This window comes from Pseudomonas schmalbachii (assembly GCF_017589465.1).
GTDB lineage: Bacteria > Pseudomonadota > Gammaproteobacteria > Pseudomonadales > Pseudomonadaceae > Pseudomonas > Pseudomonas schmalbachii.
In genome coordinates this window covers 57,507-83,341 of sequence record NZ_JAELYA010000013.1, presented here as the reverse complement: position 1 = coordinate 83,341, position 25,835 = coordinate 57,507, and the positions used below count along the sequence as shown (strand labels likewise).

Below are 25,835 nucleotides of genomic sequence, written 5' to 3'. Positions count from 1 at the left end.
CGGCTTCGGCTTCGGCTTCGGCTTCGGCTTCGGCTTCGGCTTCGGCTTCGGCTTCGGCTTCGGCTTCGGCTTCGGCTTCGGCTTCGGCTTCGGCTTCGGCTTCGGCTTCGGCTTCGGCTTCGGCTTCAGGCTGCGGGGGCGTGAGGATTTCCGTCAAGTCGGCCGCCGGCCCCTGGCGGAAGTCGCGGATCACCTGGATCAGCGCGGCCGGATCGGTCAGCGCGCGTCCCGCCTGGAGCTGGTCGATCTGGATGGCCAGGCAGTCATGACAGGACTGCAGCAGCGCGGCCAGCCCCGGCGACACCGGGAAGCGCTGCTGCAGAAGGCCCTCGTAGAGCGATTCGAGTTCGTGGGAGAGATCGCCGATCTCGCGGATATCGGCCATCCGCGCACCGCCCTTGAGGGTGTGCAGGTCGCGCTGCAGGGTATACAGCGCGGCAAGCTGCTCGGGCGCCTGCAGCCATTGTTCCAGGGCGCGTCCGGAGCTTTCGAGGATATCCACGGCCTCTTCGAGGAAGATCGTCACCATTTCCTCGTCGAGGGCGCGCGGCGCCTTGTGCGGCACCAGCGGCGGACGCGGGGTCAGCATGGTGACCAGTTCGTCGTCCTCACGCAGGGAAGCACCGCCGACCTTGCCGGAGTCGCCCAGCGGCGGCCAGGTCAGGCCGTCCGGCAGGTTCTCCGCCGCGGTTTCCCGCGGCAGCAGGGGGAATTCGTCTTCCTCGGCCGGGAAATCGTCGGCGCTGAGGCGGTCCAGGTCGATGAAGTCCTCGTCCGCATCATCCTGAACAGCGTTGTCCAGCAGGTTCCGCAAGGCTTCCACCTGCTCCGGCCGCGGGGTGACCTGCAGCGCGGCTGCGACCTGGTCCATCATGCCGATCAGGGCCTCGTGGGCAGCCTGGGTGACGCCGAAGAACGCCTCGCCCACCTGCAACCGCCCCTGCTCGACAGCCTGGTAGACCGCCAGCAGCGCCGCGCACAGGTCGGCCATCTGCGGCAGTTCGGCCATCTGCGCGCCTCGGCCGAGCGTGTTCAGTTCGTCGAGCAGCGCGCCCAGCTCCTGGCGCTCCTGGGGATGTTCGCGCCAGCGGCCGAGCAGATCCTCGGCATCCAGCAGGATATCCATGCCTTCGGCGAGGAAGACGCCGATCATGCGCGGATCGTTGCACTCGCCGCGTTCGTCGCGACGCTGGGCTTCGGCTGCCTGCTGATGCTCCTGCTGAACCTGGGCAATCCTCTCCAGCAGTTCGGCGCTGCCCTCGATGGGCGCCAGCGGCCTGCCGGCGAGCAGCTGTTCGAGGCCGATGCGGAACAGGCGGGCGGCCTCGTTCAACAGCTCGGCTTCGCGCAGGTCCACCTGCAGCACGTTGGTCTTGAAGTATTTGACCAGCCGCTCCAGCGGCGTGGCCACTTCGGCGATCGGCAGGATGCCGGCCATGTGCGCGCTGCCCTTGAGGGTGTGCAGGGCGCGCTGCAGATCGTCGGTGACCGGCTGCGGCAGCTCCCGCGCGCAGTCGGTGAGGAAGCCGTCGAGGGTTTCCAGATGGGTTTCCGCCTCGTTGCGGAAGATTTCCAGCAACTGCGGGTCCAGGCATTCGAGCTCATCGCTGGCGGACTCTTCCGCAGCGACGGGCGCCTCCGCCGGAGCTTCCGCAACGCTTGCCAGCTGCACCGGCTCGCCCTTCGCCAGGGCGTGGGCGGCCGCCGCCAGGGCATCCACGTCGTCGCGCTGGCGCTGGGCGTTGGCGGCGAACTCGCGGACCAGCTCGGGCAACAGCGCCACGACGCTGCCCACGGTCTGGCGGATCGCCGGACTCGCCTCGACGCTGCGGTCGAGGATTCGGTTCAGCAAGTTCTCGACGGACCAGGCCAGCTCGCCGATGACCAGTGCGCGGACCATCCGTCCGCTGCCCTTGAGGGTGTGGAAGGCGCGACGCACCTCGATCAGCGCATCGCGCGCCTCGGCGTCCGCCAGCCACAGCGGCAATTGCTCGCCGATGGTTTCCAGCACTTCGCCGGCTTCTTCGATGAAGACTTCGCGCAGATCCTCATCCACCGGCTCCTCGTCCGCCGGGGGCGGCAACAGGCTCGGCGGGGCCGCGACGGCCGGAGGGTTGAGCGCGGCAACCGGGGCCGCCATGACCTCGGCCAGCGACAACGGCGGCTCTTCGCGCGGCACCTCGGCGTCGGGTTGCGGCGCCATGTCCTGCCCATCCGCAACCGCCTCGTCGGAGACGGTCTCGGCGGCCTCCAGGTTCGGTTCGGCCGCCAGGTCTTCCGGTTGCTCCACGATCAGTTCGTCGAGCGGCTGGGTGTCCAGGGCCGCGAAATCGAACAACGGCTCGTCCTGCAGGACCAGCGGTGCATCCAGGCTGAAATCGATGCCGCCTTCTTCCGCCGAGGGCTGCTCCTGCTCGCCGAGGGTCCAGTTGTCGTCGGATACCAGCAGCTCCGCCTGCGGCGGCGCTTCCGGGAGTTCGATATCCCAGACCAGTTCCTCGCCATCCGTTGCCGTGGCGGAGGCCTCGCCGGTGGAGCCTTCCCCCTCCAGCGGCACATCCAGGCTGAAGTCGATGCCGGCGTCATCCGTCAGCGGCTGTTCTGGCTCGCCCAGGGTCCAGTTATCGTCGGATACCAGGAGTTCGCTGCCCTCTTCCGCCAGGGGCTGGTCGGCATTCGCCTCGGGCGCGTCCGGCTCGGCGGCGACGAGCGCCTCGGGTTGTTCCTCGGCTGCCGCAATTGCCGGCTCTTCCGGCGCAACCGGCTCTTCCTGTGAATCGGGCCATGGCGCAGCGGCCAGCACGTCGATCTCGTCCAGCGGATTGGCCAGCGGCGCCGGCTCCTGCTCGACGGCCGCTGCCGGCACCGATGCGCGCTGTTTCAGCGCATAGCCAAGGCTTTCCAGGCTGTCTTCGGCGACATCGAGGATCAGTTCGCTCTGCGCGCTCTGGTCCTCGGACAGGCGTTCCAGGTAGTACTCGACGCCGGTGATGGCGTCGGCCAGGGTATCCAGGCTGCTCCAGTCCGGCACCGCCTTGCGCGCCAGCAACTGGTCCTGGATGTAGTTGTTGCAGGACTCCAGCAGTTTCGCCGCGCGATCCTGGGAGATCATCGCCAGACCGCCGCGCACCTGGGTCAGCAGCTCCGGCACGCGCGCCAGATGCTCGTGGTTCCACTGCGAGGCAATGAACTCGATGATGGCGTCCTTGGCCTGCTCCAGGCCGTTGCGCGCCTCCTTGATCACCAGTTGGTGGATCTGCTCGACGTCGGTGGTCGGCGCGTGGCTTTCCTCGCTGCCCGTCTCTTCGCTCGGCCCGACCATGCCGGTCAGGGTCGCTTCGACATACAGCAGCGCGCCGGCGATATCCATCAGCGCGCCGTCGCTCGGCTCGGTCTGGCCGCGCGCCAGTGCGCTCACCGACTCGATCTGGTCGAGGATGATCTTGCGCGGCTGGCCGAAGCCGAGCACCGCCAGGGTGTCGGCGATCTGCTTGAGCGGTGGCAGCAGCGCCTTCAGTTCGTCGAGCGCCTTGCGCTCGCTGCGCACGAACAGGTCCAGGCTGTCCTTGACCCGCACCAGCTCCTCGCAGAGGGCGCCAACCACCGAGCGCATGGCGTCGCGATCCGGCCCGGCCAGCCGCGCACGCTCCTCGTCGACCACGGCGGCGCCGGGCATGGCGTCTTCGAGCCGGTACTGCTCCTTCAGCGCGCGAATCCGCGGCGACTCCTCGGAAGCCTCGGCGACGTAGAACAGCAGGTTCTTGATCAGCTCTTCCGGCGCCGGCTGGTTCACGCCCTCGGCGCCCTGCTCGATCAGGCGCTTCAGCTCATGGTCGACCTGCCGCAGCAGGGTGCGCATGGAGGTGCCGTTGGCAATGCCGCCATTGGCCATACCCTCGACGATTGCCGAGGCGATCGGCCACAAGGCCCCCAGCGGGGTTCCCTGGCACAGCGACTCCAGGCGGGCGAACACTTTCGCCATGTAGCCGAGGTTGGTCGGCATGTCCTGGTGGCGGATGACACCGACCAGCGCGACCTGCAGCATCTGCCGCATCTTGCGCAGCAGCACCGGCAGTTCGGCGGTCTGCAGCCGCGCCAGGGCTTCGGCCGGCAATTCCGGCTGGCGCTGGGACAGGTCGGGAGAGAACAGGCTGGTTTCCGAAAGCAGCTTCTCGCCGCGCGCGGCGCGCAGGTCGTTGAGCAGCGGCAGCACCACCATCGGCAGGTCGCGGCGGGCGCTCTGGATCCGTTCGAGATAGACCGGCAGCTGCAGGATCGCCTGCATCAGCACTTCCAGGGCCTCGCCCTGGCTGGCGACGTGGCCGTCGATCAGTGCCTGGGCGAGCTGCTCCATCTCCTCGGCGAGCAGCGCGGCGCCATAGAACTCCACCATCTGCAGGGTGCCCCGCACCTGATGGATGTAAGCCAGGCAGAAGCCCATGCGCGTAGGGTCGCGAGGGTTCTCGACGAACGCTTCCAGGGCCTGCCGCGCCTGCTTGAGGGTTTCGGCTATCTCGCCTTTCACCCATTCCAGGGCGACGTAATCGTGCCGATCACCCATAGCCACTCCACTCATGTGTCTGTGTCACCCCTTCCGGGTAAAAGCCAGAACCCGCTCATCGGCGACCGGTTCCAGGGCCGGGTGGTGCCAATCCACCATCTCGCCGACTCCGATCACCAGCAAGCCCCCCGGCGCCAGCCGTTCGGCCAGGCGATTGAGGATTTCGCGCCGCCGCCAGCGGCGGAAATAGATCAGCAGGTTCTGACAAAAGATCACGTCCATGCCGGACATCGGCGCCTGCGTCAGCTCCAGCACATTCAACCGGGCGCAGCAGACCCGCTCCGCCAGGCTCGCAACCACCTGGTAACGGCCATCCCCGCATGGCTGGAAATAACGCTGCGCCAGGGCGGCATCCACTTCATCCAGCTTGCGCGGCGAATAGATCGCCTCGCGCGCCTTGTTCAATGCACCGGGGCTGATGTCGGTTCCGGTCACGCCGAAATACCACGACAGCCCCATCTCGACCTGCGTCTCCGCGGCAACCATCGCCAGGGAGTAGGGTTCTTCACCGCTGGAGCAACCGACGCTCCAGAGTTTCAGCGGACGCGCCGTGCCGGTCTCGGCCAATCGCCCGCGCAGATACGTCGCGAGCAGATCGAACGAGGGGCGATGGCGAAAGAAACGGGTTTCCTGGACGGTCAGGCGATCCAGCAGGCTCGACCATTCCATGGCGCCGCGCGGGCCATCGGTGACCCGCCGGTAGTAACTGGCGTAATCGCCAACCCCCAGTTCCCGCATACGCCCGCCAAGGCTGGTCTGCAGGAAGGATTGGCGCTCAGCGCTGACCACGATGCCGGTGCGATCCTCCAGCAGCGCCTGCCATGCGCGGAACTCCGTGGCCGACATATCGGCCAACGGCTGCAACGACCACACGCCCTCTGCCTGCATGCCGCGCCTCTCGCTCAAGACTGCCGTGCACCACTCCGCTCAGAGCGGCGCACTTCCTCTGCTCAGGCCTGCTCCGCGATATTCGGCAGCTTGAAGCCGGATACGGAGTTGCGCATCTCGCTCGCCATCTTCGCCAGGTTACCGATGCTGCGCGCGGTGGCAGTGGTACCGGAGGAAGTCTGCGAGGTGATTTCCTGAATCACGTTCATGGTGTTGGAAATATGGCCGGCGGAGGACGCCTGCTGACGGGCGGCGTTGGAGATGTTCTGGATCAGCGCCGCCAGGGTCCGGGATACCTTTTCGATCTCTTCCAGCGCCACACCGGCGTCCTGGGCCAGACGGGCACCGCGCACCACCTCGGTGGTGGTCTGCTCCATCGAGATCACCGCTTCGTTGGTGTCGGTCTGAATGGTCTTCACCAGCGCCTCGATCTGCTTGGTTGCAGCCGAGGAACGTTCCGCCAGGCGCTGTACTTCGTCCGCTACCACGGCGAAGCCACGGCCCGCGTCGCCGGCCATGGACGCCTGGATCGCGGCGTTCAGGGCGAGGATGTTGGTCTGGTCGGCGATGTCGTTGATCAGGCTGACGATGTCGCCGATCTCCTGGGACGATTCGCCGAGGCGCTTGATCCGCTTCGAGGTGTCCTGGATCTGCTCGCGGATGTTGTCCATGCCGGTGATGGTGTTGTGCACCACCTCGTTGCCCTTGTTGGCGATGGCTACGGAACGTTCCGCTACCGCAGAGGACTCGGAGGCGTTCGCCGACACCTGGTCGATCGACACCGCCATCTCGTTGATCGCGGCGGACGCGCCGGCGATCTCCAGCGCCTGGTGCTCGGAAGCCTCCGCCAGGTGCATCGCCGTGGACTGGGTTTCCTGGGCGGCGGCGGCCACCTGCACGGCGGTCTGGTTGATGGTTTCCACCAGTTCGCGCAGCTGGTCGATGGAGTAGTTGATGGAGTCGGCGATGGCGCCGGTGAAGTCTTCGGTCACGGTCGCCGCCACGGTCAGGTCACCGTCGGCGAGGTCGGCGATCTCGTCGAGCAGACGCAGGATCGCCGCCTGGTTGCGTTCGTTCTTCTCGGCGGTTTCGGCGAGACGGCGGTTGGTCTCGCGCACCATCACCAGGCCGATGAGGATGATCGAACCGAGCACCAGGATGCCCAGCACGATGTTGGCGACCTGGTTGAACTGCCGGCCGTTGGCCAGGTTCTCGAAGCCGTCGGCCAGTTGCGAGGCCTTGTCGAGCAGGGTCTGCGAACCGCCGAAGATGGTGTTCGCCGCTTCCCGCACCTGGAACAGTTCCGGCGAGGTTTCGAGAATCTCGTCCACCGAGCCGGAAACGAATTCGAACAGCTTGGCGATCTCGTTCAGGCGGCTCACCGCCTCGGCGTTGGTCACCCGCGAGATGTGCATCGCCTCGTTGCCTTCCTTCATGCCCTTGAGCACACGGCCGAACAGGCTGGCGTCGCGGCCGAAGTTGTCGGCGGCCTGTACCGAGCTGTCGTCGCCGGCCAGCACCTTGTTCACCGAGCCGAGGATACGTTCGGCGAGCAGCGACTGACGCTGGGCCACCGCGACCTGGTCGGCGGGAGCGTTGTTCTCCAGCAGGATGTCCACGACTTCCTCGTACTCGACCTGCAGCTGCGGGATGGTCTCGGCGAGGGTCGAGGCCACCTGATGCAGGGACAGTACGGTCTGCTCGCTGGCCAGGATGGCGTCGGCGTTCTTGCGCAGCACGTCCCAGTCCTTCTGCACTTCGCCCATCTGCGGCTGCACCGCTTCCGGACTGGACGGCAGGCCGGTGCTCTCGTCGCCCTTGGCCAGGATGTTCCAGCGCTGCTCGAAGTCGTTGCGTGCCTCTTTCAGCAACCCGAACGCCTCCGCCTTGCCCGCCGCCGCTTCGGTGGCGTTCTTGGCGATCCGCTGCGACAGCACGCGCAGTTCACCGGCGTGTGCGATGTACTGCTTGTCGTGGTTCGACTGGGTGTTGAGGTAAGCGAAGTTGGCGAACAGCAGGACGATCGCGACGATCAGGATCACGAAGAGTCCCGCGATCAGCGAACTGCTGCGCGCACCGGAGAAAAGACTGCCTGAGGTTGTTTTCTTCATATACGGCCCCCGCCTGGACCTGCCACGCCTACGATTTCCATGTCACGACACAGGCCGGCGAGCCGGCCCAACCGGTCAACTACTAGCTGGCGACCTCGAGAAAGCCCGGGTGTTGCGCCAGGGCATGCGGGCTGAATACCAGCCACGGCTGCTCTCGATGGAATACGCCATGAATAAAGGGTTGCAACGATGCTTCCAGGGGCGGCAACTGCTCGCTGAAGGTATCGACCGGGAAGTGCTGCATGCCGAACACCTCGTCGACGACGAGGCCGGCGAACACATCCCGATGCTCGACCACCAGCACGCGCCGCTGCTTGCGCAGGGGCGACAGCTCCGCACCGAGGAAACCGCTGAGATCCATGATGGGCAGCAGGCGGCCACGCACGTTGGCCACGCCCTTCACCCAGTCGCGCACGCCGGGCAACAGGGTATAGCGGGGCTCGTGGAGCACCTCGCCGACCTCCCCCATGGGCGCCACGAACAGGCGCCCGGCCATACGAAAACCAATGCCGTTCCAGGTCTGCACCACCTCGCGCTGGGCAGGCAGGCCCGCCGCCAGATGGCGGCAGCGTTGATCGATATCGACGAGAAGCTGGAAGGGACTCTGGACTTGCGACATGCCGGCCCTGGCCTTTTCTAATAATTATTTATTCGAGCCCGGCCGGATCAACCGGCCAGTACTGTCTGAATGGTCTTCAGCAGCGTGTCTTCGTCCACCGGCTTGGTCAGGTAGTCGCGCGCGCCCTGGCGCTTGCCCCAGACCTTGTCGGTTTCCTGATCCTTGGTGGTGACGATGATCACCGGAATCGCGCTGGTTTCCGGGTCCTTGGTCAGCTGGCGGGTCGCCTGGAAGCCGTTCAGGCCGGGCATGACGATGTCCATCAGGACCACGTCCGGCTTCTCCTGGCGGGCCAGGGCGACGCCGTCGGCGCCGTTTTCCGCCTTGAGTACCTGGTGCGAGTGCTTTTCCAGCATCGCAGTCAGCTTGTACATCTCGGTCGGCGAGTCATCAACAATCAGAATTCGAGCCATTGGGTTCCCCATACGGAAAAAGCGTCACCGGCGCGCGGGCCGGACGTCAGGAAGCATGCTCCAGCGGGGTGAAGTCAGGCACATGGGTCTTGATCGCGCCGAGCAGTTCTTCCTTGCTGAAGGGCTTGGTGAGGTACTGGTCGGAGCCGACGATGCGACCCTTGGCCTTGTCGAACAGGCCGTCCTTGGAAGACAGCATGATCACCGGCGTGGATTTGAAAGCGCTGTTGTTCTTGATCAGGGCGCAGGTCTGATAACCGTCCAGACGCGGCATCATGATGTCGACGAAGATGATGCTCGGATGGGTATCGGCGATCTTCGCCAGCGCGTCGAAGCCGTCGATCGCGGTAATGACGTCGCAGCCCACTTTCTTCAGAAGGGTTTCCGCAGTGCGACGAATCGTTTTCGAGTCGTCGATCACCATGACCCTCAAGCCCTCGGAATGCTGTTCCATGTTCGCCCTTACTACATTCGGTGAATCGTTGTATGTGCCTTATATCAGAGCGCTGACGCCCTGCCACCGTGGGGCTTCGACCCAGTCGTCGAAACCTTTTAGCACACTCTCCCCCAACTCATCCATAAAGCCAGAATCCCGGCGACTTTTCCTTGACCGGGTCTACATCCAGCGCCACCCTGAGCAACCGTTTATCCTTTTGCAGCGGCGCGCGACGCGCCTTTCAGCCCACGTGGAGGACATCCCATGAGCGTACGCCTCGGGATCGTGATGGATCCCATCGCGCGCATCAATTTCAACAAGGACAGCTCCCTGGCCATGCTGCTGGCGGCACAGGCGCGCGGCTGGTCGCTGTTCTACATGGAACAGCAGGATCTTTACCAGAAAGCGAACGAGGCACGTGGTCGCATGCGCCCGCTGAAGGTGTTCTACGACGCCGAGCGCTGGTACGAACTGGACGCCGAACTCGACCTGCCGCTGGCCGACCTCGACGTGATCCTGATGCGCAAGGATCCGCCCTTCAACAACGAGTTCATCTATTCCACCTACCTGCTGGAACAGGCCGAAAACGCCGGCGTGCTGGTGGTGAACCGCCCGCAGAGCCTGCGCGACTGCAACGAGAAGTTCTTCTCCACGCTGTTCCCGCAATGCGCGCCGCCGACCGTGGTCAGCCGCCGGGCGGACATTCTGCGAGAGTTCGCCGCCGAACATCGTGACATCATTCTCAAACCCCTGGAGGGCATGGGCGGCAGCATGATCTTCCGCCACCGCGAAGGCGACCCGAACTTCTCGGTGATCCTCGAGACCCTGACCCAGCACGGCACCCTGCAGATCATGGCGCAGCGCTACCTGCCGCAGATCAAGGACGGCGACAAGCGCATCCTGATGATCGACGGCGAGCCGGTGGAGTACTGCCTGGCGCGCATTCCGGCGCAGGGCGAGACCCGCGGCAACCTCGCCGCCGGCGGCCGTGGCGTGGCCCAGCCGCTGTCCGAGCGAGACCGCTGGATCGCCGAACAGATCGGCCCGGAATTGCGCAAACGCGGGCTGATGTTCGTCGGTCTGGATGTGATCGGCGACTATCTCACCGAGATCAACGTCACCAGCCCGACCTGCATCCGCGAGATCGACAAGGCCTTCGACACCCGCATCGGCGAGCGCCTGATGGATGTCATCGCCGAAAGACTCGGGGCGCGCAGTACGTCATAGACTTTTGCCGGTACCGTCGGCAGACTTCGCCCTCCCCGGCCAACACGACCCGCGATGAACGCTGCAACCCACTCCGCCTTCCCCATGTCCTCCGGCGTTCGCCCGGCGGACCGGCTGGGTTTCACCCTGTTCGTCGCGGCGATCCTGCATATCGCGCTGCTGCTCGGCGTAGGCTTCGACATGCCGACGCGGAGCCAGTTGAGCAAGACCCTGGAGGTCACCCTCGCCACCTTCAAGAGCGAGAAGCAGCCGGAAAAAGCCGACTACGCGGCGCAGATGAACCAGCAGGGCAGCGGCACCCTCGAACACAAGGCCATTCCCAAGACCACCGAGAAGGCGCCGTTCCAGGACACCACGGTGAAGAAGGTCGCACCGCCGCAGACGCCGAAGCAGGCCACCGCGCCGGAAGCGCCGAAGACCGCCGTGGCGACCAAGTCCTCGCGCCCGCAGCAGGTCCAGGCCAAGCCACAGAAGCCGAAGGCCGAACCGGTCGCCAAGCCGGCGCCGCAGTTCGATGCCAGCCAGCTTTCCGCGGAAATCGCCAGCCTCGAGGCCGACCTCTCCCGCGAGCAGCAGGCCTACGCCAAGCGCCCGCGCATCCACCGCCTCAGCGCCGCCTCGACCATGCGCGACAAGGGCGCCTGGTACAAGGAAGAGTGGCGCAAGAAGATCGAGCGGATCGGCAACCTGAACTACCCCGATGAGGCCCGCCGCCAGCGGATCTACGGCAGCCTGCGCCTGCTGGTTTCGATCAACCGTGACGGCAGCCTGTACGAAGTGCAGGTGCTGGAATCCTCCGGGCAGCCGCTGCTCGACCAGGCCGCGCAGCGCATCGTGCGCCTGGCCGCGCCGTTCGCCCCGTTCACCGGCGACCTGTCCGACATCGACCGCCTGGAAATCATCCGCACCTGGCGCTTCGAACGCGGCGACCGCCTGTCGAGTCGCTAGAGCGGCGGCAGGCTCCAGGCTGCAGGATGAAAGCAGTCGCGCAGTCGTACTTTGCAGAAACCTGAAGCCACGACTCGAAGCTTGCAGCCCGGAACCCGAAACCTGAAACTAGCGGCCATGAACAGTGCCCCTACCTACCTCAAGAACCACTTCCTGATCGCCATGCCGCACATGGCGGACCCCAACTTTGCCCAGACCGTCACCTATCTGGTGGAGCACAACGAGCAGGGCGCCATGGGGCTGGTGATCAATCGCCCGAGCGGGCTAAGCCTCAGCGACGTACTCGAACAGCTGCGCCCGGACGAATTGCCGCCGGCGCGCTGCCAGGCGATGAGCATCTTCAGCGGCGGCCCGGTACAGACCGACCGCGGCTTCGTCCTGCATCCGGCCGGCAAGCAGTACCAGGCGACCCTCGAACTGGGCGACCTGGCGCTATCCACCTCGCAGGACGTGCTGTTCGCCATCGCCGACGGCAGCGGCCCGGAGCGCAGCCTGATCACCCTCGGCTACGCCGGCTGGGACGCCGGACAACTGGAAGCCGAGCTGAGCGACAACGCCTGGCTGACCTGCCCGGCCGATCTCGCCGTCCTCTTCGACACTCCCGCCGAGCAGCGCCTGTCCGCCGCCGCCGAGCGCCTGGGGATCAACCTCAGCCTGCTGACCGCCCAGGCCGGGCACGCCTGATGTCCGACAAGCCATTGCGCCTGCTGTTGGGCTTCGACTACGGCACCAAGCAGATCGGCGTCGCCGTCGGCCAGGCCGTCACCGGCCAGGCCCGCGAATTGTGCGTGCTCAAGGCGCAGAACGGCGTGCCCGACTGGAACCGCGTGGAAGCGCTGATCCGCGAGTGGCAGCCGGACGCCATCGTCGTCGGCCTGCCGCTGAACATGGACGGCACGCCGAGCGACATGAGCGAACGCGCGGAAAAGTTCGCCCGCCGCCTCAACGGCCGCTTCAACCTCCCCGTACACACCCACGACGAGCGCCTGACCACCTACGCGGCCAAGGGCGAACGCCTGGCCCAGGGCCAGCGCGACGGCTACCGCGAACGCCCGGTCGACGCCCTGGCCGCCGCCCTGCTGCTGGAGGGCTGGCTGGCCGAGCACGGCAGCGTTTGACCTGTAACAGAGCCGCCAGCGGGAAAGCCGCTAAGCTTGCCGGACTAGTGGCCTGCGCGGTTGATTGGTTAACTCAAGTTCGGATGCCTGTGGTTCTCAGGCAAGGCAGCGCGACGAGTCATAGCAGGGCTATGGCGAGGAGCGCTAACGCAGCATGAGGGCCACAGGGGCCGAAATTGACTAACTGAATCAACCAAACAGGCCACTTGCGACCTCCCCGGCCATTCCGCGACCATCGAAAGCCCCCACGGGCCGCCCCTCGCAACAACAGGAGATGTCATGACCCTGCCCAGCCCCGCCGAACTCCTGCCACGCATGGCAACCGACCTGCGCAACCATCTCGCCGAACGTGGCATCGACTCGCCGCGCTTCGTCGGCATCCATACCGGCGGCATCTGGGTCGCCCAGGCCCTGCTCAAGGAGCTGCACAGCGAGGAAATCCTCGGCATTCTCGACGTTTCCTTCTATCGCGACGACTTCACCCAGAGCGGCCTGCACCCGCAGGTGCGCCCGTCCGAGCTGCCGTTTGAGATCGATGGCCAGCACCTAGTGCTGGTGGACGACGTGCTGATGAGCGGGCGCACCATCCGCGCGGCGCTCAACGAACTGTTCGACTACGGCCGCCCGGCCAGCGTGACCCTGGTCTGCCTGGTCGACCTGAACGCCCGCGAACTGCCGATTCGCCCCGATGTGGTCGGCCAGACCCTGTCGCTCGCCCGCAACGAACGGGTAAAATTGCGCGGTCCCGCACCACTGACCCTCGAGCGCACCGTCATCAGCGCGCTCTGAGCGCACACGCCTACTTTCCAACCTCAGGATCAGGGCCTGCCACATGCCGACCGACGCCAAGCGCCCGCTGCAGCTCAACGACCAGGGCCAGCTGCGCCACTTCCTCTCGCTCGACGGTTTGCCCCGCGAGCTGCTCACGGAAATCCTCGACACCGCCGACTCCTTCCTCGAAGTCGGCGCCCGCGCGGTGAAGAAAGTCCCGCTGCTGCGCGGCAAGACGGTGTGCAACGTGTTCTTCGAGAACTCCACGCGCACCCGCACCACCTTCGAGCTGGCGGCCAAGCGGCTGTCTGCCGACGTCATCACCCTCAACGTCTCCACCTCCTCCACCAGCAAGGGCGAAACCCTTACCGACACCCTGCGCAACCTGGAGGCGATGGCCGCCGACATGTTCGTGGTGCGGCATAGCGACTCGGGCGCCGCACACTTCATCGCCGAGTACGTCAGCCCCAACGTGGCGGTGGTCAACGGCGGCGACGGCCGCCACGGCCACCCGACCCAGGGCATGCTCGACATGCTGACCATCCGCCGGCACAAGGGCGACTTCACCAAACTCTCGGTGGCCATCGTCGGCGACATCCTGCATTCGCGGGTGGCACGCTCGAACATGATCGCCCTGAAGACCCTCGGCTGCCCGGACATCCGTGTCGTCGCGCCGCGCACCCTGTTGCCTACCGGTCTGGAGCAGGAATATGGCGTGCGCGTGTTCACCGATGCCGACGAAGGCCTGAAAGACGTTGACGTGGTGATCATGCTGCGCCTGCAGCGCGAGCGCATGCAGGGTGGCCTGCTGCCCAGCGAAGGCGAGTTCTTCAAGCTCTACGGCCTCACCGAAAAGCGCCTGAAGCTGGCCAGGCCGGACGCCATCGTCATGCACCCCGGCCCGATCAACCGCGGCGTGGAAATCGAATCGGCGGTCGCCGACGGCAGCCAGTCGGTGATTCTCAACCAGGTGACCTACGGCATCGCCATCCGCATGGCCGTGCTGTCCATGGCCATGAGCGGCCAGACTGCGCAACGCCAGATCGAACAACAGGAGGACGCCGAATGACCGTCAGTATCCGTGGCGCCCGCGTAATCGACCCGGCCAGCGGCCTGGACCAGATCACCGACATCCATATCGAGGCCGGCAAGATTGCAGCCCTCGGCAACGCTCCCGCCGGCTTCGAAACGGCCCGCGTGATCGACGCCACCGGGCTGGTCGCCGCCCCCGGCCTGGTGGACCTGAATGTCGCCCTGCGCGAACCCGGCTACAGCCGCAAGGGCAATATCTACAGCGAGACCCTCGCCGCCACCGCCGGCGGGGTCACCAGCCTGTGCTGCCCGCCGCAGACCAAGCCGGTACTGGACACGCCGGCAGTCGCCGAGCTGATCCTCGACCGCGCCCGGGAAGCGGGCAATACCAAGGTCTTCCCGGTCGGCGCACTGACCCGCGGGCTCGCCGGCGAGCAACTGTCCGAACTGGTTGCCCTGCGCAATGCCGGTTGCGTGGCATTCACCAACGGACTGGCGCCGATGGGCAGCAATCGCATCCTGCTGCGCTCACTGGAGTACGCGGCGACTTTCGACCTGACCGTGGTGTTCACCTCCCAGGACCCCGAACTGGCCGAGGGCGGCCTCGCCCACGACGGCCCGACCGCAAGCTTCCGCGGCCTGGCCGGCATCCCGGAAACCGCCGAAACCGTGGCTCTTACCCGCAACCTGCTGCTGGTGGAGCAGTCCGGCGTACGCGCTCACTTCAGCCAACTGACCAGCGCACGCGGCGTCGAACTGATCGCCCGCGCCCAGCAGCGCGGCCTGCCGGTTACCGCCGACGTGGCGATGTACCAGTTGATCTTCACCGATGAAGCGCTGCGCGACTTCTCCAGCCTGTACCACGTGCAGCCGCCGCTGCGTAGCCTGGCCGACCGCGAAGCACTGCGCGAAGCGGTGAAGAGCGGCGTGATCCAGGCGATCTCCAGCCATCACCAGCCGCACGAGGTGGACGCCAAGAACGCGCCGTTCGCCGCCACCGAGCCGGGTATCAGCAGCGTCGAATTGCTGCTGCCGCTGGCGATGACGCTGGTGCAGGACGGCCTGCTCGACCTGCCGACCCTTATCGCCCGCCTCAGCCACGGCCCGGCCAGCGCCCTGCGCCTGCCCGCCGGCCAACTGGCGGTCGGCCAAGCGGCGGATATCGTGCTGTTCGACCCGCAGGACTCGACCGTGGCCGGCGAAAGCTGGCTTTCGCGCGGACAGAACTGCCCATTCCTCGGCCACTGCCTGCCGGGCAGCGTGCGTTACACGCTGATGGATGGGCATTTGACCTTCGAGGCCTGAGTAGAAGCCCGCCGATTGGCGGGCGGCTTCACCCGTAGGTTGGTGCTGAGCCTGCGAAGCCCAACATCACGATTGTTGGGCTTCACTGCGTTCAGCACCAACCTACGTTCGTGGCTTCGGAGGATGGGTTGAGCGAAGCGATACCCATCCTACCGATACCCAACCCGTCTCAGACGCTCTCCAGCGCCTGCGCCAGATCCGCGCGCAGGTCCTCGACATCCTCCACTCCCACCGACAGCCGCACCAGCGTGTCGCCGATGCCCAGCACCGCGCGGGTTTCGGGCGGGATGCTGGCGTGGGTCATGATCGCCGGATGCTCGATCAGGCTTTCCACCCCGCCGAGGCTCTCGGCCAGGGCGAAGATGCGCACGCTTTCCAGGAAGCGCCGGGAGCCGTCCAGGTCGCCACGCAGGTCCAGGGAGATCATGCCGCCAAAGCCGCGCATCTGCCGCTGCGCCAGTTCGTGCTGCGGGTGCGAAGGCAGGCCGGGGTAATACACCCGCGCCACCTGCGGCTGCTGCTCCAGCCAGCGCGCCAGCTCCAGGGCGTTGCTGCAGTGGCGCTCCATGCGCAGCGCCAGGGTCTTCACCCCGCGCAAGGTAAGGAAGGCGTCGAACGGGCCGGCGATGGAGCCGACGGCGTTCTGCAGGAAGCCCAGCCGCTCGCGCAGGTCGTTGTTCCAGCCGACCACGGCGATGCCGCCGATCACGTCGGAGTGGCCGTTCAGGTACTTGGTGGTCGAATGCACGACGATATCGAAGCCCAGCTCCAGCGGCCGCTGTACCCACGGGCTGGCGAAGGTGTTGTCGGCCACGCAGATGATCCCGCGTTCGCGGCAGATGCGCGCCACCTCGGCCAGGTCGGTGAGGCTGAGCAGCGGATTGCTTGGCGTTTCCACCCAGACCATCCGCGTGTCGGGCTGCAGCGCCGCCTCCAGCGCGCCCGGTTCGGCCAGGTTGACGAAACTGAAGCGGTGCCCGGCGCTGCGTCGCCGCACGCGCTCGAACAGGCGGTAGGTGCCGCCGTACAGGTCGTTGCCGGAAACGATGTGCGAGCCGGCATCGAGCAGCTCCAGCACCGAGGAAATCGCCGCCAGCCCGGAGGCGAAGGCGAACGCCTGGGCGCCGCCCTCCAGGTCCGCCACGCAGCGCTCCAGCGCCCAGCGCGTGGGGTTGTGCGAGCGGCCGTAGTCCAATCCCTTGTGCACGCCGGGGCTTTCCTGGCGGTAGGTGGAATTGGCGTAGATCGGCGGCATGAGCGCGCCGGTGGAGGGGTCCGGCGACTGCCCGGCATGGATCACCCGGGTAGCGAAGCCCCAGCCGGAAGACGAATCGTGCTGGCTCATGTGAGGGTTCTCCGCAGGTGGTTGAGCATGTCGAAGCGGGTGATCAGGCCGTGGAAGCCCGACTGATCGGCGATGATCGCCACCAGTCCGCGATCCAGCTCGGATTCCAGCTCGGCCAGGCTGGCGCCGGGCGGCAGGGTTTCCAGGTTGCGGGTCATGGCGCTGGCCACCGGCATGCGGAAGTGCGACTCGCCCTTGTGCACACCAAGCAGGATGTCGGATTCGTCGATCACCCCGACCAACCGCTTGCCATCCTCCAGCACCGGCAGTTGCGAGACATCCGCCAGGCGCATGCGCTGGAAGGCGGTGAGCAGGGTGTCGTCCGGGCCGACGCTGATCACCCGGCCATCCTCGAAGCGCCGTGCGATCAGGTCGCGCAGGTCGCCGTAGGTCTTGCGCTGCAGCAGGCCCTGGTCGGTCATCCACTGGTCGTTGTAGATCTTCGACAGGTATCGCGTGCCGGTGTCGCAGACGAAGCTGACCACCCGCTTCGGCTCCTTCTGCTCGCGACAGAAGCGCAGCGCGGCGGCCAGCAGGGTGCCAGTGGACGAGCCGCCGGGAATGCCCTCTGCCTGCAGCAGGGCGCGGGAATGGGAGAAGCTTTCCTCGTCGCTGATGGAGTAGGCGTGGCGCACGCTGGAGAGGTCGGTGATGGTCGGGATGAAGTCCTCGCCGATCCCCTCCACCGCCCAGGAACCGGGCGTGCCCAGTTGGCCGGAGCGGGAGTATTCGGCGACCACCGAGCCGACCGGGTCGGCCAGGACGAATTCCAGTTCGGGCTGTACGCGCTGGAAGAAGCGCGTCAGCCCGGTCAAGGTGCCGCCGGAGCCGACGCCGCAGACGATGGCGTCGAGATCGTGGGCGGTCTGCGCCCAGATTTCCGGCGCGGTGCTGCATTCGTGGGCCAGCGGGTTGGCCGGATTGTTGAACTGGTCGGAGAAGAAGGCGTTGGGAATATCCTTCGCCAGCCGCGCGGCGACGTCCTGGTAGTACTCTGGGTGGCCCTTGCCGACGTCGGAGCGGGTGATGTGCACCTCGGCGCCCATCGCCTTCAGGTGCAGGACCTTCTCGGTGGACATCTTGTCCGGCACTACCAGCACCACCCGGTAGCCCTTGGCGCGGCCGACCAGCGCCAGGCCCAGGCCGGTGTTGCCGGCGGTGGCTTCGACTATGGTGCCGCCGGGCTTCAACCGGCCATCGCGCTCGGCCGCCTCGATCATCGCCACTCCGATGCGGTCCTTGATGGAGCCGCCGGGATTCTGCGATTCGAGCTTGAGAAACAGGGTGCAGGGACCGGTATCGAAGCGGGTGACCCGGACCAGCGGAGTGTTGCCGATCAGGTCGAGTACAGCGGGGCGGGAATCGTTCGTCATCTCGTCACCTCGGCGCAGGCAGGCCTGTCTGCACCATAGGCCGGCCCCGGCGATGCCGCCAGGAAGGCGCGACGAAACGAGGGTATGACGTTCGCCGTAGGGCGGGTGCAACCCGCCATCACGGCATGGCGGAATCGGCGGGTTGCACCCGCCCTACAGGATCAGAGACGCATTGGCGCGTTGCGCTCGGAAATCTGGTTGTTGAGAGTCCAGAAGTCGTAAAGCACGCCGAGCAGGAACAGGCCGCCGGTCAGCAGGTAGATGATCCCGGTGATCCACTTGCCCATGTACATGCGGTGCACGCCGAACACGCCGAGGAAGGTGAGCAGGATCCACGCCACGTTGTAGTCGACGCCGCCGCTGCGGTAGCGCTGGTCCGCCGCGTCGTCCATCGACGGGATGAGGAACAGGTCGATGATCCAGCCGATGAACAGCAACCCGAGGGTGAAGAACCAGATGGTCCCGGTGATGGGCCGTCCGTAATAGAAGCGGTGCGCGCCGAGGAACCCGAAGAGCCACAGCAGATAGCCGATGGTCTTGCTGTGGGTGTCGTGGTTGCTGTTCATGCAGTTCTCCTTTGCTGGAACACGATGCTTCGACTCCGAAGAGTGCCATGCGTTTGCACGCGAGGAGAAGAAAAAGCCCGCCAGTTGGCGGGCTCGCTACCTCAACGACGCCGCCGGTTGGGGTCGTCCTCGCTGAGCTCCAGGGTCAGGCCCTGGGTCATGCTGGTCAGGTGGTCGGCGTCGGTTTCCGAGCCGAGCTTGATCATCAGGCGCAGGTCGTTGGCCGAGTCGGCGTAGGCCAGCGCGTCTTCGTAGGTGATCTCGCCCTGGGAATAGAGCTGGTACAGCGCCTGGTCGAAGGTCTGCATGCCGTGTTCGGTGGAGCGCTTCATCAGCGGCTTGAGCTCGTGGACTTCGCCCTTGCGGATCAGGTCGGCAGCCAGCGGGGTGTTCAGCAGCACCTCGATCACCGCGCGGCGGCCCTTGCCGTCCGGGGTCGGCACCAGTTGCTGGGCGACGATGGCCTTGAGGTTCAGCGACAGGTCCATCCACACCTGGCCATGCCGGTCGGCGGGGAAGAAGTGGATGATCCGCTCCAGCGCCTGGTTGGCGTTGTTGGCGTGCAGGGTCGCCAGGCACAGGTGGCCGGTTTCGGCGAAGGCCACGGCGTGGTCCATGGTTTCCCGCGAGCGGACCTCGCCGATCATGATCACGTCCGGCGCCTGGCGCAGGGTGTTCTTCAGCGCCACCTCGAAGGATTCGGTGTCCAGCCCCACCTCGCGCTGGGTGACGATGCAGCCCTTGTGCTGGTGGATGAACTCGATGGGGTCTTCGATGGAGATGATGTGGCCGGTGGAGTTCTGGTTGCGGTAGCCGATCATCGCCGCCAGCGAGGTGGACTTGCCGGTGCCGGTGGCGCCGACGAAGATCACCAGGCCGCGCTTGGTCATCGACAGCTTCTTCAGCACTTCCGGCAGCTTGAGATCGTCGATGGTCGGGATATTGGTCTCGATGCGGCGCAGTACCATGCCCACCAGGTTGCGCTGGTAGAACGCGCTGACTCGGAAGCGGCCGACGCCGCGGGCGCTGATGGCGAAGTTGCACTCGTGGTTCTCGGCGAACTCGCGGCGCTGCTGCTCGCTCATCACCGAGAGCACGGTCTCGCGGGTCTGCTCCGGCGACAGCGCGGTCTTGGTCACCGGCAGGATCTTGCCGTTGACCTTCATGGACGGCGCGACGCCAGCGGTGATGAACAGGTCGGAAGCGCCCTTCTCCACCATCAGTCGCAGCAGTTTGTCGAATTCCATAGGGATACCCGCCTGGATCACGCCGTCCGCAATCGAATCCTCGGGGCCCCGTTCGCGCGCGTGTGACGCGGGTGGGGCGCTGGCCTAGGCCCTTAAAAATTCTCCGGGATCTTGGCTTTTTCCTTGGCGGCATCCCGGGTAATCAGGCCTTTCGCGACAAGGCTCTTCAGGCTCATGTCCAGGGTCTGCATGCCGATCGCACCGCCGGTCTGGATCGCCGAGTACATCTGCGCGACCTTGTCCTCGCGGATCAGGTTACGGATCGCCGGGGTGCCGATCATGATCTCGTGGGCCGCCACCCGGCCGCCGCCGATCTTCTTCAGCAGGGTCTGGGAAATCACCGCCTGCAGCGATTCGGAAAGCATCGAACGGACCATGGATTTCTCTTCGGCGGGGAACACGTCGACGATACGGTCGATGGTCTTGGCCGCCGAGGTGGTGTGCAGGGTGCCGAACACCAGGTGACCGGTTTCCGCCGCGGTCAGCGCCAGGCGGATGGTTTCCAGGTCGCGCATCTCGCCGACCAGGATGATGTCCGGGTCTTCCCGCAGGGCCGAACGCAGCGCCTCGTTGAAGCCGAGGGTGTCGCGGTGCACCTCGCGCTGGTTGACCAGGCACTTCTTCGACTCGTGGACGAATTCGATCGGGTCCTCGACGGTGAGGATGTGGCTGTACTTGGTGTTGTTCAGGTAGTCGAGCAGCGCCGCCAGCGAGGTGGATTTACCCGAACCGGTCGGCCCGGTGACCAGCACCAGCCCGCGCGGTACGTCGGCGATGCGCTTGAAGGTCTCGCCCAAACCGAGGTCCTCCATGGTCAGCACCTTGGAGGGAATGGTCCGGAACACCGCGCCGGCGCCACGGTTCTGGTTGAATGCGTTGACCCGGAAACGCGCCACGCCAGGCACTTCGAAGGAGAAGTCGGTTTCGAGGAATTCCTCGAAATCCTTGCGCTGCTTGTCATTCATGATGTCGTAGATCAACGAGTGCACCTGCTTGTGATCGAGCGCAGGCAGGTTGATCCGGCGCACATCGCCATCGATACGGATCATCGGCGGCAGACCGGCCGAGAGGTGCAAGTCCGAAGCGCCCTGTTTGGCGCTGAAGGCGAGCAGCTCGGTAATATCCATGGGACTCCCCAATCGAATGCAAGCAGGTAGAATGCCGCAGAATTCGCAGCGGCCGGGCGGCAGAGCGCAGGTAATGTCCACGATAGCAAACAATATTGCAAAGGTTCGCGCGCGTATCCGTGAGGCGGCGCAAGCTGCGGGGCGCGATGCCGCGGGCGTAGGCCTGCTGGCGGTGAGCAAGACCAAGCCGGCCGCCGACATCCGCGAAGCCTTCGCCGAGGGGATCGCCGATTTCGGCGAGAACTACCTGCAGGAAGCCCTCGCCAAGCAGGGCGAACTGGCCGACCTGCCGATCGCCTGGCACTTCATCGGGCCGATCCAGTCGAACAAGACGCGGCCCATCGCCGAGCATTTCCACTGGGTGCACTCGGTGGACCGCCTGAAGATCGCCCAGCGCCTGTCCGAGCAGCGTCCCGTCGGCCTGCCGCCGCTGAATGTCTGCCTGCAGGTGAATGTCAGCGGCGAAGACAGCAAGTCCGGCTGCGCCCCCGAAGAATTGCCGGCCCTGGCCGCAGCCGTGGCGAAGCTGCCGAACCTGGCGCTGCGCGGCCTGATGGCGATTCCCGAACCGACCGACGACATCGCCGCACAGCACGCCGCATTCGCCCGCCTGCGCGAGCTGATGAACTCCCTGAACCTCGGCCTGGACACCCTGTCCATGGGCATGAGCCACGATCTCGAAGCCGCCATCGCCGAAGGCGCCACCTGGGTGCGCATCGGCACCGCCCTGTTCGGCGCCCGCGACTACGGCGCCCAGCCATGAGCGGCCTCACCAGCAAAGGAAGAACGACCCCATGAGCAATATCCGCATCGCATTCGTCGGCGCCGGCAACATGGCCGCCAGCCTGATCGGCGGCCTGCGCGCCCAGGGCGTGCCCGCCGCCAACCTGCGCGCCAGCGACCCGGGCGCCGAGCAGCGCGCGAAGATCGCCGCCGAGCACGGCATCGAGGTCTTCGAGGACAACGCCAGCGCGGTGAAGGATGCCGACGTGGTGGTTCTGGCGGTCAAGCCGCAGGTCATGAAGCAGGTCTGCGAGCCGCTGGCCGCGCACCTGTCGGCCGGCCAACTGATCGTCTCCATCGCCGCCGGCATCCCCTGCGCCAGCCTGGAGCGCTGGCTCGGCGCCCGGCCCATCGTGCGCTGCATGCCGAACACTCCGGCACTGGTCAGCCTCGGCGCCAGCGGCCTGTATGCCAACGCCCAGGTCAGCGCCGAACAGCGCGACCAGGCCGAGCAACTGCTGAGCGCGGTCGGCATCGCCCTGTGGCTGGACGAGGAGAAGCAGATCGACGCGGTGACTGCGGTTTCCGGCAGCGGCCCGGCCTACTTCTTCCTGATGATGGAGGCGATGACCGCCGCCGGCGAGAAGCTCGGCCTGAGCCGTGATGTCGCCGCCCGCCTGACTTTGCAGACCGCCCTCGGCGCGGCGAAGATGGCAGTCGACAGCGATGTCGAACCGGCCGAACTGCGCCGTCGCGTGACTTCACCCAACGGCACCACCGAGGCTGCCATCAAGTCCTTCCAGGCCAATGGATTCGAGGGGCTGGTCGAACAGGCGCTGGGCGCCGCCGACCACCGCTCCGCCGAGCTGGCCGAACAACTGGGTCAATGAAAAGGGGAATTTAATGACCGGCCTTTCCACCGCTGCCATCTACGTCATCCAGACCCTGGGCAGCCTCTACCTGCTGATCGTCCTGCTGCGTTTCATCCTGCAACTGGTCCGCGCCGACTTCTACAACCCGCTCAGCCAGTTCATCGTGCGCGCCACCAAGCCGCTGCTGAACCCGCTGCGCAAGATCATCCCCGGCTTCGGCGGCATCGACCTGGCGTCGCTGGTGCTGGCCATCCTGGTGCAGCTGGTGCTGATGATCGTCACCCTCACCCTGATGGGCTACGGCGTCGGCGGTTACATCCTGCAACTATTGGTGTGGTCGGTGATCGCCGTGACCTCGCTGTTCCTCAAGGTGTTCTTCTTCGCCCTGATCGTCAGCGTGATCCTCTCCTGGGTCGCCCCCGGCAGCTACAACCCCGGCGCGCAACTGGTGAACCAGATCTGCGAACCGCTGCTGATGCCGTTCCGCAAGCTGCTGCCGAACCTCGGCGGCCTGGATATTTCGCCGATCTTCGCCTTTATTGCGATCAAACTGGTGGACATGCTGGTGATCGGTAATCTCGCCGCGATGACCGGGATGCCCCAGATCCTCAGCCCGTTCATGTAAGGAAGGGAGCTGCTGCGCGTCGGCGATACTGCGTTGAAAGCAGCCTCGGATTGCTCATTTACAGCTCGTAAACTCCGCATCCTCGGCTGCTTTCGCCTTGTCTCGCTCTAGCTCGCCAGCTCCAAAGGTCTTTTTATGAGCTTCTACCGCTGGGACGGCGAGGACCTGATCCTCGATTGCCACCTGCAGCCCAAGGCGAGCCGTGACGAGTTCGCCGGGCTGCATGGCGAGCGCCTGAAGATCCGCCTCACCGCCCCGCCGGTGGAGGGCAAGGCCAACGCGCACCTCATGGCCTTCCTCGCCAAGGCCTTCGGGGTACCGAAGAGCGCCGTGCAACTGATCAGCGGCGAACTGAACCGACAGAAGCGCGTACGCATCCCCCGCCCCACCCGACTTCCAGAAGAGCTTGGAATTACCGTTCGGTAGCGCTCACCGACCACAGGCTCCAGCAATTCCGCCGGAGAATTGACAGTACCGCCAGCCCACCCATACTCCTTGGCATCCTCCCCCTCTTTCACTGCAGTGGATGCGCGAACCAAAGGACGGCCTGGATGGGCATGGAACAACTCAGTCAGCAGATCGACGCATACGTCAGCTGGAAGCGGGATTTGGTCCGGGAAATCTCCCGTTATCGTGACTGGCTCGAACGCTGCCGGCTGAACACGCCCAACATCGACAGCCGACTCGAACGCTCCCTGCGCCTGCTGCGCCTCGATCACATCACCCTGGCCTTCGTCGGCGAGTATTCCCGCGGCAAGTCCGAACTGATCAACAGCCTGTTCTTCTCCGCCTACGGCCAGCGCATGCTGCCTTCCCAGGCCGGGCGCACCACCATGTGCCCCACCGAGCTGTTCTACGACCCCGCCTCCGGCCACCCCTACATCCGCCTGCTGCCGATCGAGACGCGCATGTCCGACGCCAGCATCGCGCAGTTCAAGCGCTCGCCCGGGCACTGGGTGAACATCCCCCTCGACGCCTCCGACCCGGCCAACATGGCGCTGGCGTTCAGCCAGGTGGCGGCGACCAAGGTCCTGCCGGTCGAGCAGGCGATCCAGCTCGGCTTCCTCCCGGACCAGCTGGAAAGCGCCGGCAAGCCGGACATGGTGCAGGTGCCGGCCTGGCGGCACGCGCTGGTCAACTTCGACCACCCGCTGCTGCGCCAGGGCCTGCGCATCCTCGACACCCCCGGCCTGAATGCGCTGGGCAGCGAGCCGGAACTGACCCTGTCGATGCTGCCCAACGCCCAGTCGATCCTCTTCCTGCTGTCCGCCGACACCGGCGTCACCGCCTCCGACATGGCGATGTGGCAGAACCACGTGCGGCGCCTGGGCGATGACGGCCAGGCCAGCCTCTACGCGGTGCTGAACAAGATCGACGTGCTGTGGGACGACCTCGCCGGCGACTACTTCGTCCAGCTGGAGATCGAGCGCGTGCAGGACACCGTCGCCCGCCAGCTCGGCCTGTCCAACGACGAAGTGCTGCCGCTGTCGGCCAAACAGGCGCTGCTGGCGAAGATTCGCGGCGACCGTGAACTTCTCGAACGCAGCCAGTTGGGCAGGCTGGAGGACCTGCTCTGCGAACGCATCGTCGCGCAGAAGGAAAAGCTGCTGCAGGACGCCGTGCTCGACCACCTCCTCAGCCTGGTGAGCAACAGCCACAACAGCCTGCGCGTGCGCCTGGAAAAAGTCCGCGAGCAGCAGGCCCAGCTGGAAAGCCAGCAGCAGGACAACGGCCAGACCCTGTTCGACCTGACCTCCAAGACCCGCGACGACCACGGCACCCACCACAAGCGCCTGCTCGGCCTGAAGACCAACCAGAAACTGCTGCGCCACCAGGGCGAACTGCTGCGCGAGGCGGTCAAACCCGAGCGCCTGGAACTGCACCTGTCCCAGGTGCGGGAGAAACTCAGCGGCAGCTGGACCACCGTCGGCATGAGCCAGGCCATTTCGCACTTCTTCCGCACCGTGGAAAGCGACCTGACCAACCTGCGCCACGAAGCCGACCTGGCCAACCGCATGGTCGAGGCGATCTACGCGCGGCATAACCAGGAAAATCCGCTGAACACCCTGAACGCCCCACGCTTCAAGGTCGAGCCCTACCTGCGCGAGCTGGCCAGCCTGAAGGAGAAGGCCGACATCTTCCGCATGGAGCTGAAGACCCTGCTCACCGAGCAGCGCCTGCTGACCCGGCGTTTCATCTCCACCCTGGCCCAGGAAGTGGTCGGCCTGTACCAGAACCTGCGCAACGACATCGACCACTGGTCCGCCGACGCGCTGATCCCGCTGATGCAGTACAGCCTGGAACACAAGCAGATGCTGGAAACCCACATGCTGCGTCTGAAATCCCTGGCCCAGGAAACCCAGCAGGCCCGCCAGCGCTCCCTGCAGCTCGACCGCTACCGGGACGAACTGGAGAAGCAGCTGGAGGAAGCCGCGGACATCCTGCGCCAGCTGCGCCGCCCGCCGCCGCTCAAGCGGCAGGCCAAGGTGGTCGCCCTGCACGGCTCGCAACGGGCCTGAAGCCCCCGC

Annotated in this window: 23 protein-coding genes; 12 read left to right on the top strand and 11 right to left on the bottom strand. The window is 65.9% G+C overall.

Features of this window, described 5'->3' with window-relative positions:
* From JFY56_RS24100 to pilG, 6 genes are all read right to left on the bottom strand, one after another.
* On the bottom strand, positions 1 to 4,561 hold a 4,561-nt coding region (locus JFY56_RS24100; RefSeq protein WP_208316812.1), incomplete at its 3' end, for an Hpt domain-containing protein.
* Positions 4,562 to 4,585: 24 nt separating this feature from the next.
* Positions 4,586 to 5,449: a CheR family methyltransferase gene (locus JFY56_RS24095; RefSeq protein ID WP_208316811.1), complete on the bottom strand. Its 864-nt coding sequence runs from the start codon at positions 5,447 to 5,449 to the stop codon at positions 4,586 to 4,588.
* A gap of 62 nt (positions 5,450 to 5,511) precedes the next feature.
* The gene (locus JFY56_RS24090; protein ID WP_208316810.1) at positions 5,512 to 7,560 is read right to left on the bottom strand and encodes a methyl-accepting chemotaxis protein; all 2,049 of its coding nucleotides are present in this window, start codon (positions 7,558 to 7,560) and stop codon (positions 5,512 to 5,514) included.
* Positions 7,561 to 7,642: 82 nt separating this feature from the next.
* Positions 7,643 to 8,179 (bottom strand): chemotaxis protein CheW, encoded by a 537-nt coding sequence (locus JFY56_RS24085; RefSeq protein ID WP_208316809.1) that lies wholly within the window; start codon positions 8,177 to 8,179, stop codon positions 7,643 to 7,645.
* Between the two features lie 47 nt (positions 8,180 to 8,226).
* A complete protein-coding gene (gene pilH / locus JFY56_RS24080; protein ID WP_208316808.1) occupies positions 8,227 to 8,592 on the bottom strand; it encodes a twitching motility response regulator PilH in 366 nt (121 codons plus the stop codon).
* A gap of 46 nt (positions 8,593 to 8,638) precedes the next feature.
* Positions 8,639 to 9,046 carry a twitching motility response regulator PilG gene (gene pilG / locus JFY56_RS24075; protein WP_208316807.1) on the bottom strand — a complete coding sequence of 136 codons (408 nt, stop codon included), beginning with the start codon at positions 9,044 to 9,046 and terminating at the stop codon, positions 8,639 to 8,641.
* Between the two features lie 246 nt (positions 9,047 to 9,292).
* On the opposite strand from pilG, the gene gshB reads away from it, so the two are divergent.
* The 7 genes from gshB to JFY56_RS24040 all read left to right on the top strand — a co-directional run bounded on the left by gshB (position 9,293) and on the right by JFY56_RS24040 (position 15,429).
* Positions 9,293 to 10,255: a glutathione synthase gene (gene gshB, locus JFY56_RS24070; RefSeq protein ID WP_208316806.1), complete on the top strand. Its 963-nt coding sequence runs from the start codon at positions 9,293 to 9,295 to the stop codon at positions 10,253 to 10,255.
* A gap of 54 nt (positions 10,256 to 10,309) precedes the next feature.
* A complete protein-coding gene (locus JFY56_RS24065; RefSeq protein WP_208316805.1) occupies positions 10,310 to 11,203 on the top strand; it encodes an energy transducer TonB in 894 nt (297 codons plus the stop codon).
* A 117-nt stretch (positions 11,204 to 11,320) separates the two neighbouring features.
* On the top strand, positions 11,321 to 11,887 hold the full coding sequence (locus JFY56_RS24060; protein ID WP_208316804.1) for a YqgE/AlgH family protein: 567 nt from the start codon (positions 11,321 to 11,323) through the stop codon (positions 11,885 to 11,887).
* On the top strand, positions 11,884 to 12,321 hold the full coding sequence (gene ruvX / locus JFY56_RS24055) for a Holliday junction resolvase RuvX (protein ID WP_208316814.1): 438 nt from the start codon (positions 11,884 to 11,886) through the stop codon (positions 12,319 to 12,321). The genes JFY56_RS24060 and ruvX overlap by 4 nt, the downstream gene beginning before the upstream one ends.
* A gap of 279 nt (positions 12,322 to 12,600) precedes the next feature.
* Complete coding sequence (gene pyrR / locus JFY56_RS24050) at positions 12,601 to 13,110, top strand: bifunctional pyr operon transcriptional regulator/uracil phosphoribosyltransferase PyrR (protein WP_208316803.1); 510 nt, start codon at positions 12,601 to 12,603, stop codon at positions 13,108 to 13,110.
* A gap of 43 nt (positions 13,111 to 13,153) precedes the next feature.
* On the top strand, positions 13,154 to 14,161 hold the full coding sequence (locus JFY56_RS24045) for an aspartate carbamoyltransferase catalytic subunit (protein WP_208316802.1): 1,008 nt from the start codon (positions 13,154 to 13,156) through the stop codon (positions 14,159 to 14,161).
* Positions 14,158 to 15,429 carry a dihydroorotase gene (locus tag JFY56_RS24040; protein ID WP_208316801.1) on the top strand — a complete coding sequence of 424 codons (1,272 nt, stop codon included), beginning with the start codon at positions 14,158 to 14,160 and terminating at the stop codon, positions 15,427 to 15,429. Before JFY56_RS24045 ends, JFY56_RS24040 begins: the two co-directional genes overlap by 4 nt.
* A 169-nt stretch (positions 15,430 to 15,598) precedes the next feature.
* On the opposite strand, the gene JFY56_RS24035 is transcribed toward JFY56_RS24040, so the two are convergent.
* From JFY56_RS24035 to JFY56_RS24015, 5 genes are all read right to left on the bottom strand, one after another.
* Positions 15,599 to 16,774, bottom strand: a complete 1,176-nt coding sequence (locus tag JFY56_RS24035) for a trans-sulfuration enzyme family protein (RefSeq protein WP_208316800.1) — start codon at positions 16,772 to 16,774, stop codon at positions 15,599 to 15,601.
* Positions 16,771 to 18,147: a pyridoxal-phosphate dependent enzyme gene (locus JFY56_RS24030; RefSeq protein ID WP_208316799.1), complete on the bottom strand. Its 1,377-nt coding sequence runs from the start codon at positions 18,145 to 18,147 to the stop codon at positions 16,771 to 16,773. Before JFY56_RS24030 ends, JFY56_RS24035 begins: the two co-directional genes overlap by 4 nt.
* A gap of 161 nt (positions 18,148 to 18,308) precedes the next feature.
* Positions 18,309 to 18,713, bottom strand: a complete 405-nt coding sequence (locus JFY56_RS24025) for an NINE protein (RefSeq protein WP_208316798.1) — start codon at positions 18,711 to 18,713, stop codon at positions 18,309 to 18,311.
* A 101-nt stretch (positions 18,714 to 18,814) separates the two neighbouring features.
* Positions 18,815 to 19,960: a PilT/PilU family type 4a pilus ATPase gene (locus JFY56_RS24020; protein ID WP_208316797.1), complete on the bottom strand. Its 1,146-nt coding sequence runs from the start codon at positions 19,958 to 19,960 to the stop codon at positions 18,815 to 18,817.
* 92 nt (positions 19,961 to 20,052) lie between these two features.
* Positions 20,053 to 21,087 carry a type IV pilus twitching motility protein PilT gene (locus JFY56_RS24015; protein WP_208316796.1) on the bottom strand — a complete coding sequence of 345 codons (1,035 nt, stop codon included), beginning with the start codon at positions 21,085 to 21,087 and terminating at the stop codon, positions 20,053 to 20,055.
* Positions 21,088 to 21,160: 73 nt separating this feature from the next.
* Here JFY56_RS24015 and JFY56_RS24010 point away from each other — a divergent pair, with 73 nt between their 5' ends.
* The 5 genes from JFY56_RS24010 to JFY56_RS23990 all read left to right on the top strand — a co-directional run bounded on the left by JFY56_RS24010 (position 21,161) and on the right by JFY56_RS23990 (position 25,826).
* Positions 21,161 to 21,850: a YggS family pyridoxal phosphate-dependent enzyme gene (locus tag JFY56_RS24010; protein ID WP_208316795.1), complete on the top strand. Its 690-nt coding sequence runs from the start codon at positions 21,161 to 21,163 to the stop codon at positions 21,848 to 21,850.
* A 31-nt stretch (positions 21,851 to 21,881) separates the two neighbouring features.
* Complete coding sequence (gene proC / locus JFY56_RS24005; RefSeq protein WP_208316794.1) at positions 21,882 to 22,700, top strand: pyrroline-5-carboxylate reductase; 819 nt, start codon at positions 21,882 to 21,884, stop codon at positions 22,698 to 22,700.
* A 13-nt stretch (positions 22,701 to 22,713) separates the two neighbouring features.
* The gene (locus tag JFY56_RS24000; RefSeq protein ID WP_208316793.1) at positions 22,714 to 23,307 is read left to right on the top strand and encodes a YggT family protein; all 594 of its coding nucleotides are present in this window, start codon (positions 22,714 to 22,716) and stop codon (positions 23,305 to 23,307) included.
* 135 nt (positions 23,308 to 23,442) lie between these two features.
* Positions 23,443 to 23,733, top strand: a complete 291-nt coding sequence (locus JFY56_RS23995; protein ID WP_208316792.1) for a DUF167 domain-containing protein — start codon at positions 23,443 to 23,445, stop codon at positions 23,731 to 23,733.
* Positions 23,734 to 23,858: 125 nt separating this feature from the next.
* Positions 23,859 to 25,826, top strand: coding sequence for a dynamin-like GTPase family protein (locus tag JFY56_RS23990; protein ID WP_208316791.1), 1,968 nt, complete (start codon positions 23,859 to 23,861; stop codon positions 25,824 to 25,826).
* Positions 25,827 to 25,835: the final 9 nt, after the last annotated feature.

Coding starts and splice junctions, on each gene's coding strand:
- JFY56_RS24095 (WP_208316811.1), bottom strand. CDS start 5,449: ATGCAGGCAGAGGGCGTGTGGTCGTTGCAGCCGTTGGCCGATATGTCG.
- JFY56_RS24090 (WP_208316810.1), bottom strand. CDS start 7,560: ATGAAGAAAACAACCTCAGGCAGTCTTTTCTCCGGTGCGCGCAGCAGT.
- JFY56_RS24085 (WP_208316809.1), bottom strand. CDS start 8,179: ATGTCGCAAGTCCAGAGTCCCTTCCAGCTTCTCGTCGATATCGATCAA.
- pilH (WP_208316808.1), bottom strand. CDS start 8,592: ATGGCTCGAATTCTGATTGTTGATGACTCGCCGACCGAGATGTACAAG.
- pilG (WP_208316807.1), bottom strand. CDS start 9,046: ATGGAACAGCATTCCGAGGGCTTGAGGGTCATGGTGATCGACGACTCG.
- gshB (WP_208316806.1), top strand. CDS start 9,293: ATGAGCGTACGCCTCGGGATCGTGATGGATCCCATCGCGCGCATCAAT.
- JFY56_RS24065 (WP_208316805.1), top strand. CDS start 10,310: ATGAACGCTGCAACCCACTCCGCCTTCCCCATGTCCTCCGGCGTTCGC.
- JFY56_RS24060 (WP_208316804.1), top strand. CDS start 11,321: ATGAACAGTGCCCCTACCTACCTCAAGAACCACTTCCTGATCGCCATG.
- pyrR (WP_208316803.1), top strand. CDS start 12,601: ATGACCCTGCCCAGCCCCGCCGAACTCCTGCCACGCATGGCAACCGAC.
- JFY56_RS24045 (WP_208316802.1), top strand. CDS start 13,154: ATGCCGACCGACGCCAAGCGCCCGCTGCAGCTCAACGACCAGGGCCAG.
- JFY56_RS24040 (WP_208316801.1), top strand. CDS start 14,158: ATGACCGTCAGTATCCGTGGCGCCCGCGTAATCGACCCGGCCAGCGGC.
- JFY56_RS24035 (WP_208316800.1), bottom strand. CDS start 16,774: ATGAGCCAGCACGATTCGTCTTCCGGCTGGGGCTTCGCTACCCGGGTG.
- JFY56_RS24030 (WP_208316799.1), bottom strand. CDS start 18,147: ATGACGAACGATTCCCGCCCCGCTGTACTCGACCTGATCGGCAACACT.
- JFY56_RS24025 (WP_208316798.1), bottom strand. CDS start 18,713: ATGAACAGCAACCACGACACCCACAGCAAGACCATCGGCTATCTGCTG.
- JFY56_RS24020 (WP_208316797.1), bottom strand. CDS start 19,960: ATGGAATTCGACAAACTGCTGCGACTGATGGTGGAGAAGGGCGCTTCC.
- JFY56_RS24015 (WP_208316796.1), bottom strand. CDS start 21,087: ATGGATATTACCGAGCTGCTCGCCTTCAGCGCCAAACAGGGCGCTTCG.
- JFY56_RS24010 (WP_208316795.1), top strand. CDS start 21,161: ATGTCCACGATAGCAAACAATATTGCAAAGGTTCGCGCGCGTATCCGT.
- proC (WP_208316794.1), top strand. CDS start 21,882: ATGAGCAATATCCGCATCGCATTCGTCGGCGCCGGCAACATGGCCGCC.
- JFY56_RS24000 (WP_208316793.1), top strand. CDS start 22,714: ATGACCGGCCTTTCCACCGCTGCCATCTACGTCATCCAGACCCTGGGC.
- JFY56_RS23995 (WP_208316792.1), top strand. CDS start 23,443: ATGAGCTTCTACCGCTGGGACGGCGAGGACCTGATCCTCGATTGCCAC.
- JFY56_RS23990 (WP_208316791.1), top strand. CDS start 23,859: ATGGGCATGGAACAACTCAGTCAGCAGATCGACGCATACGTCAGCTGG.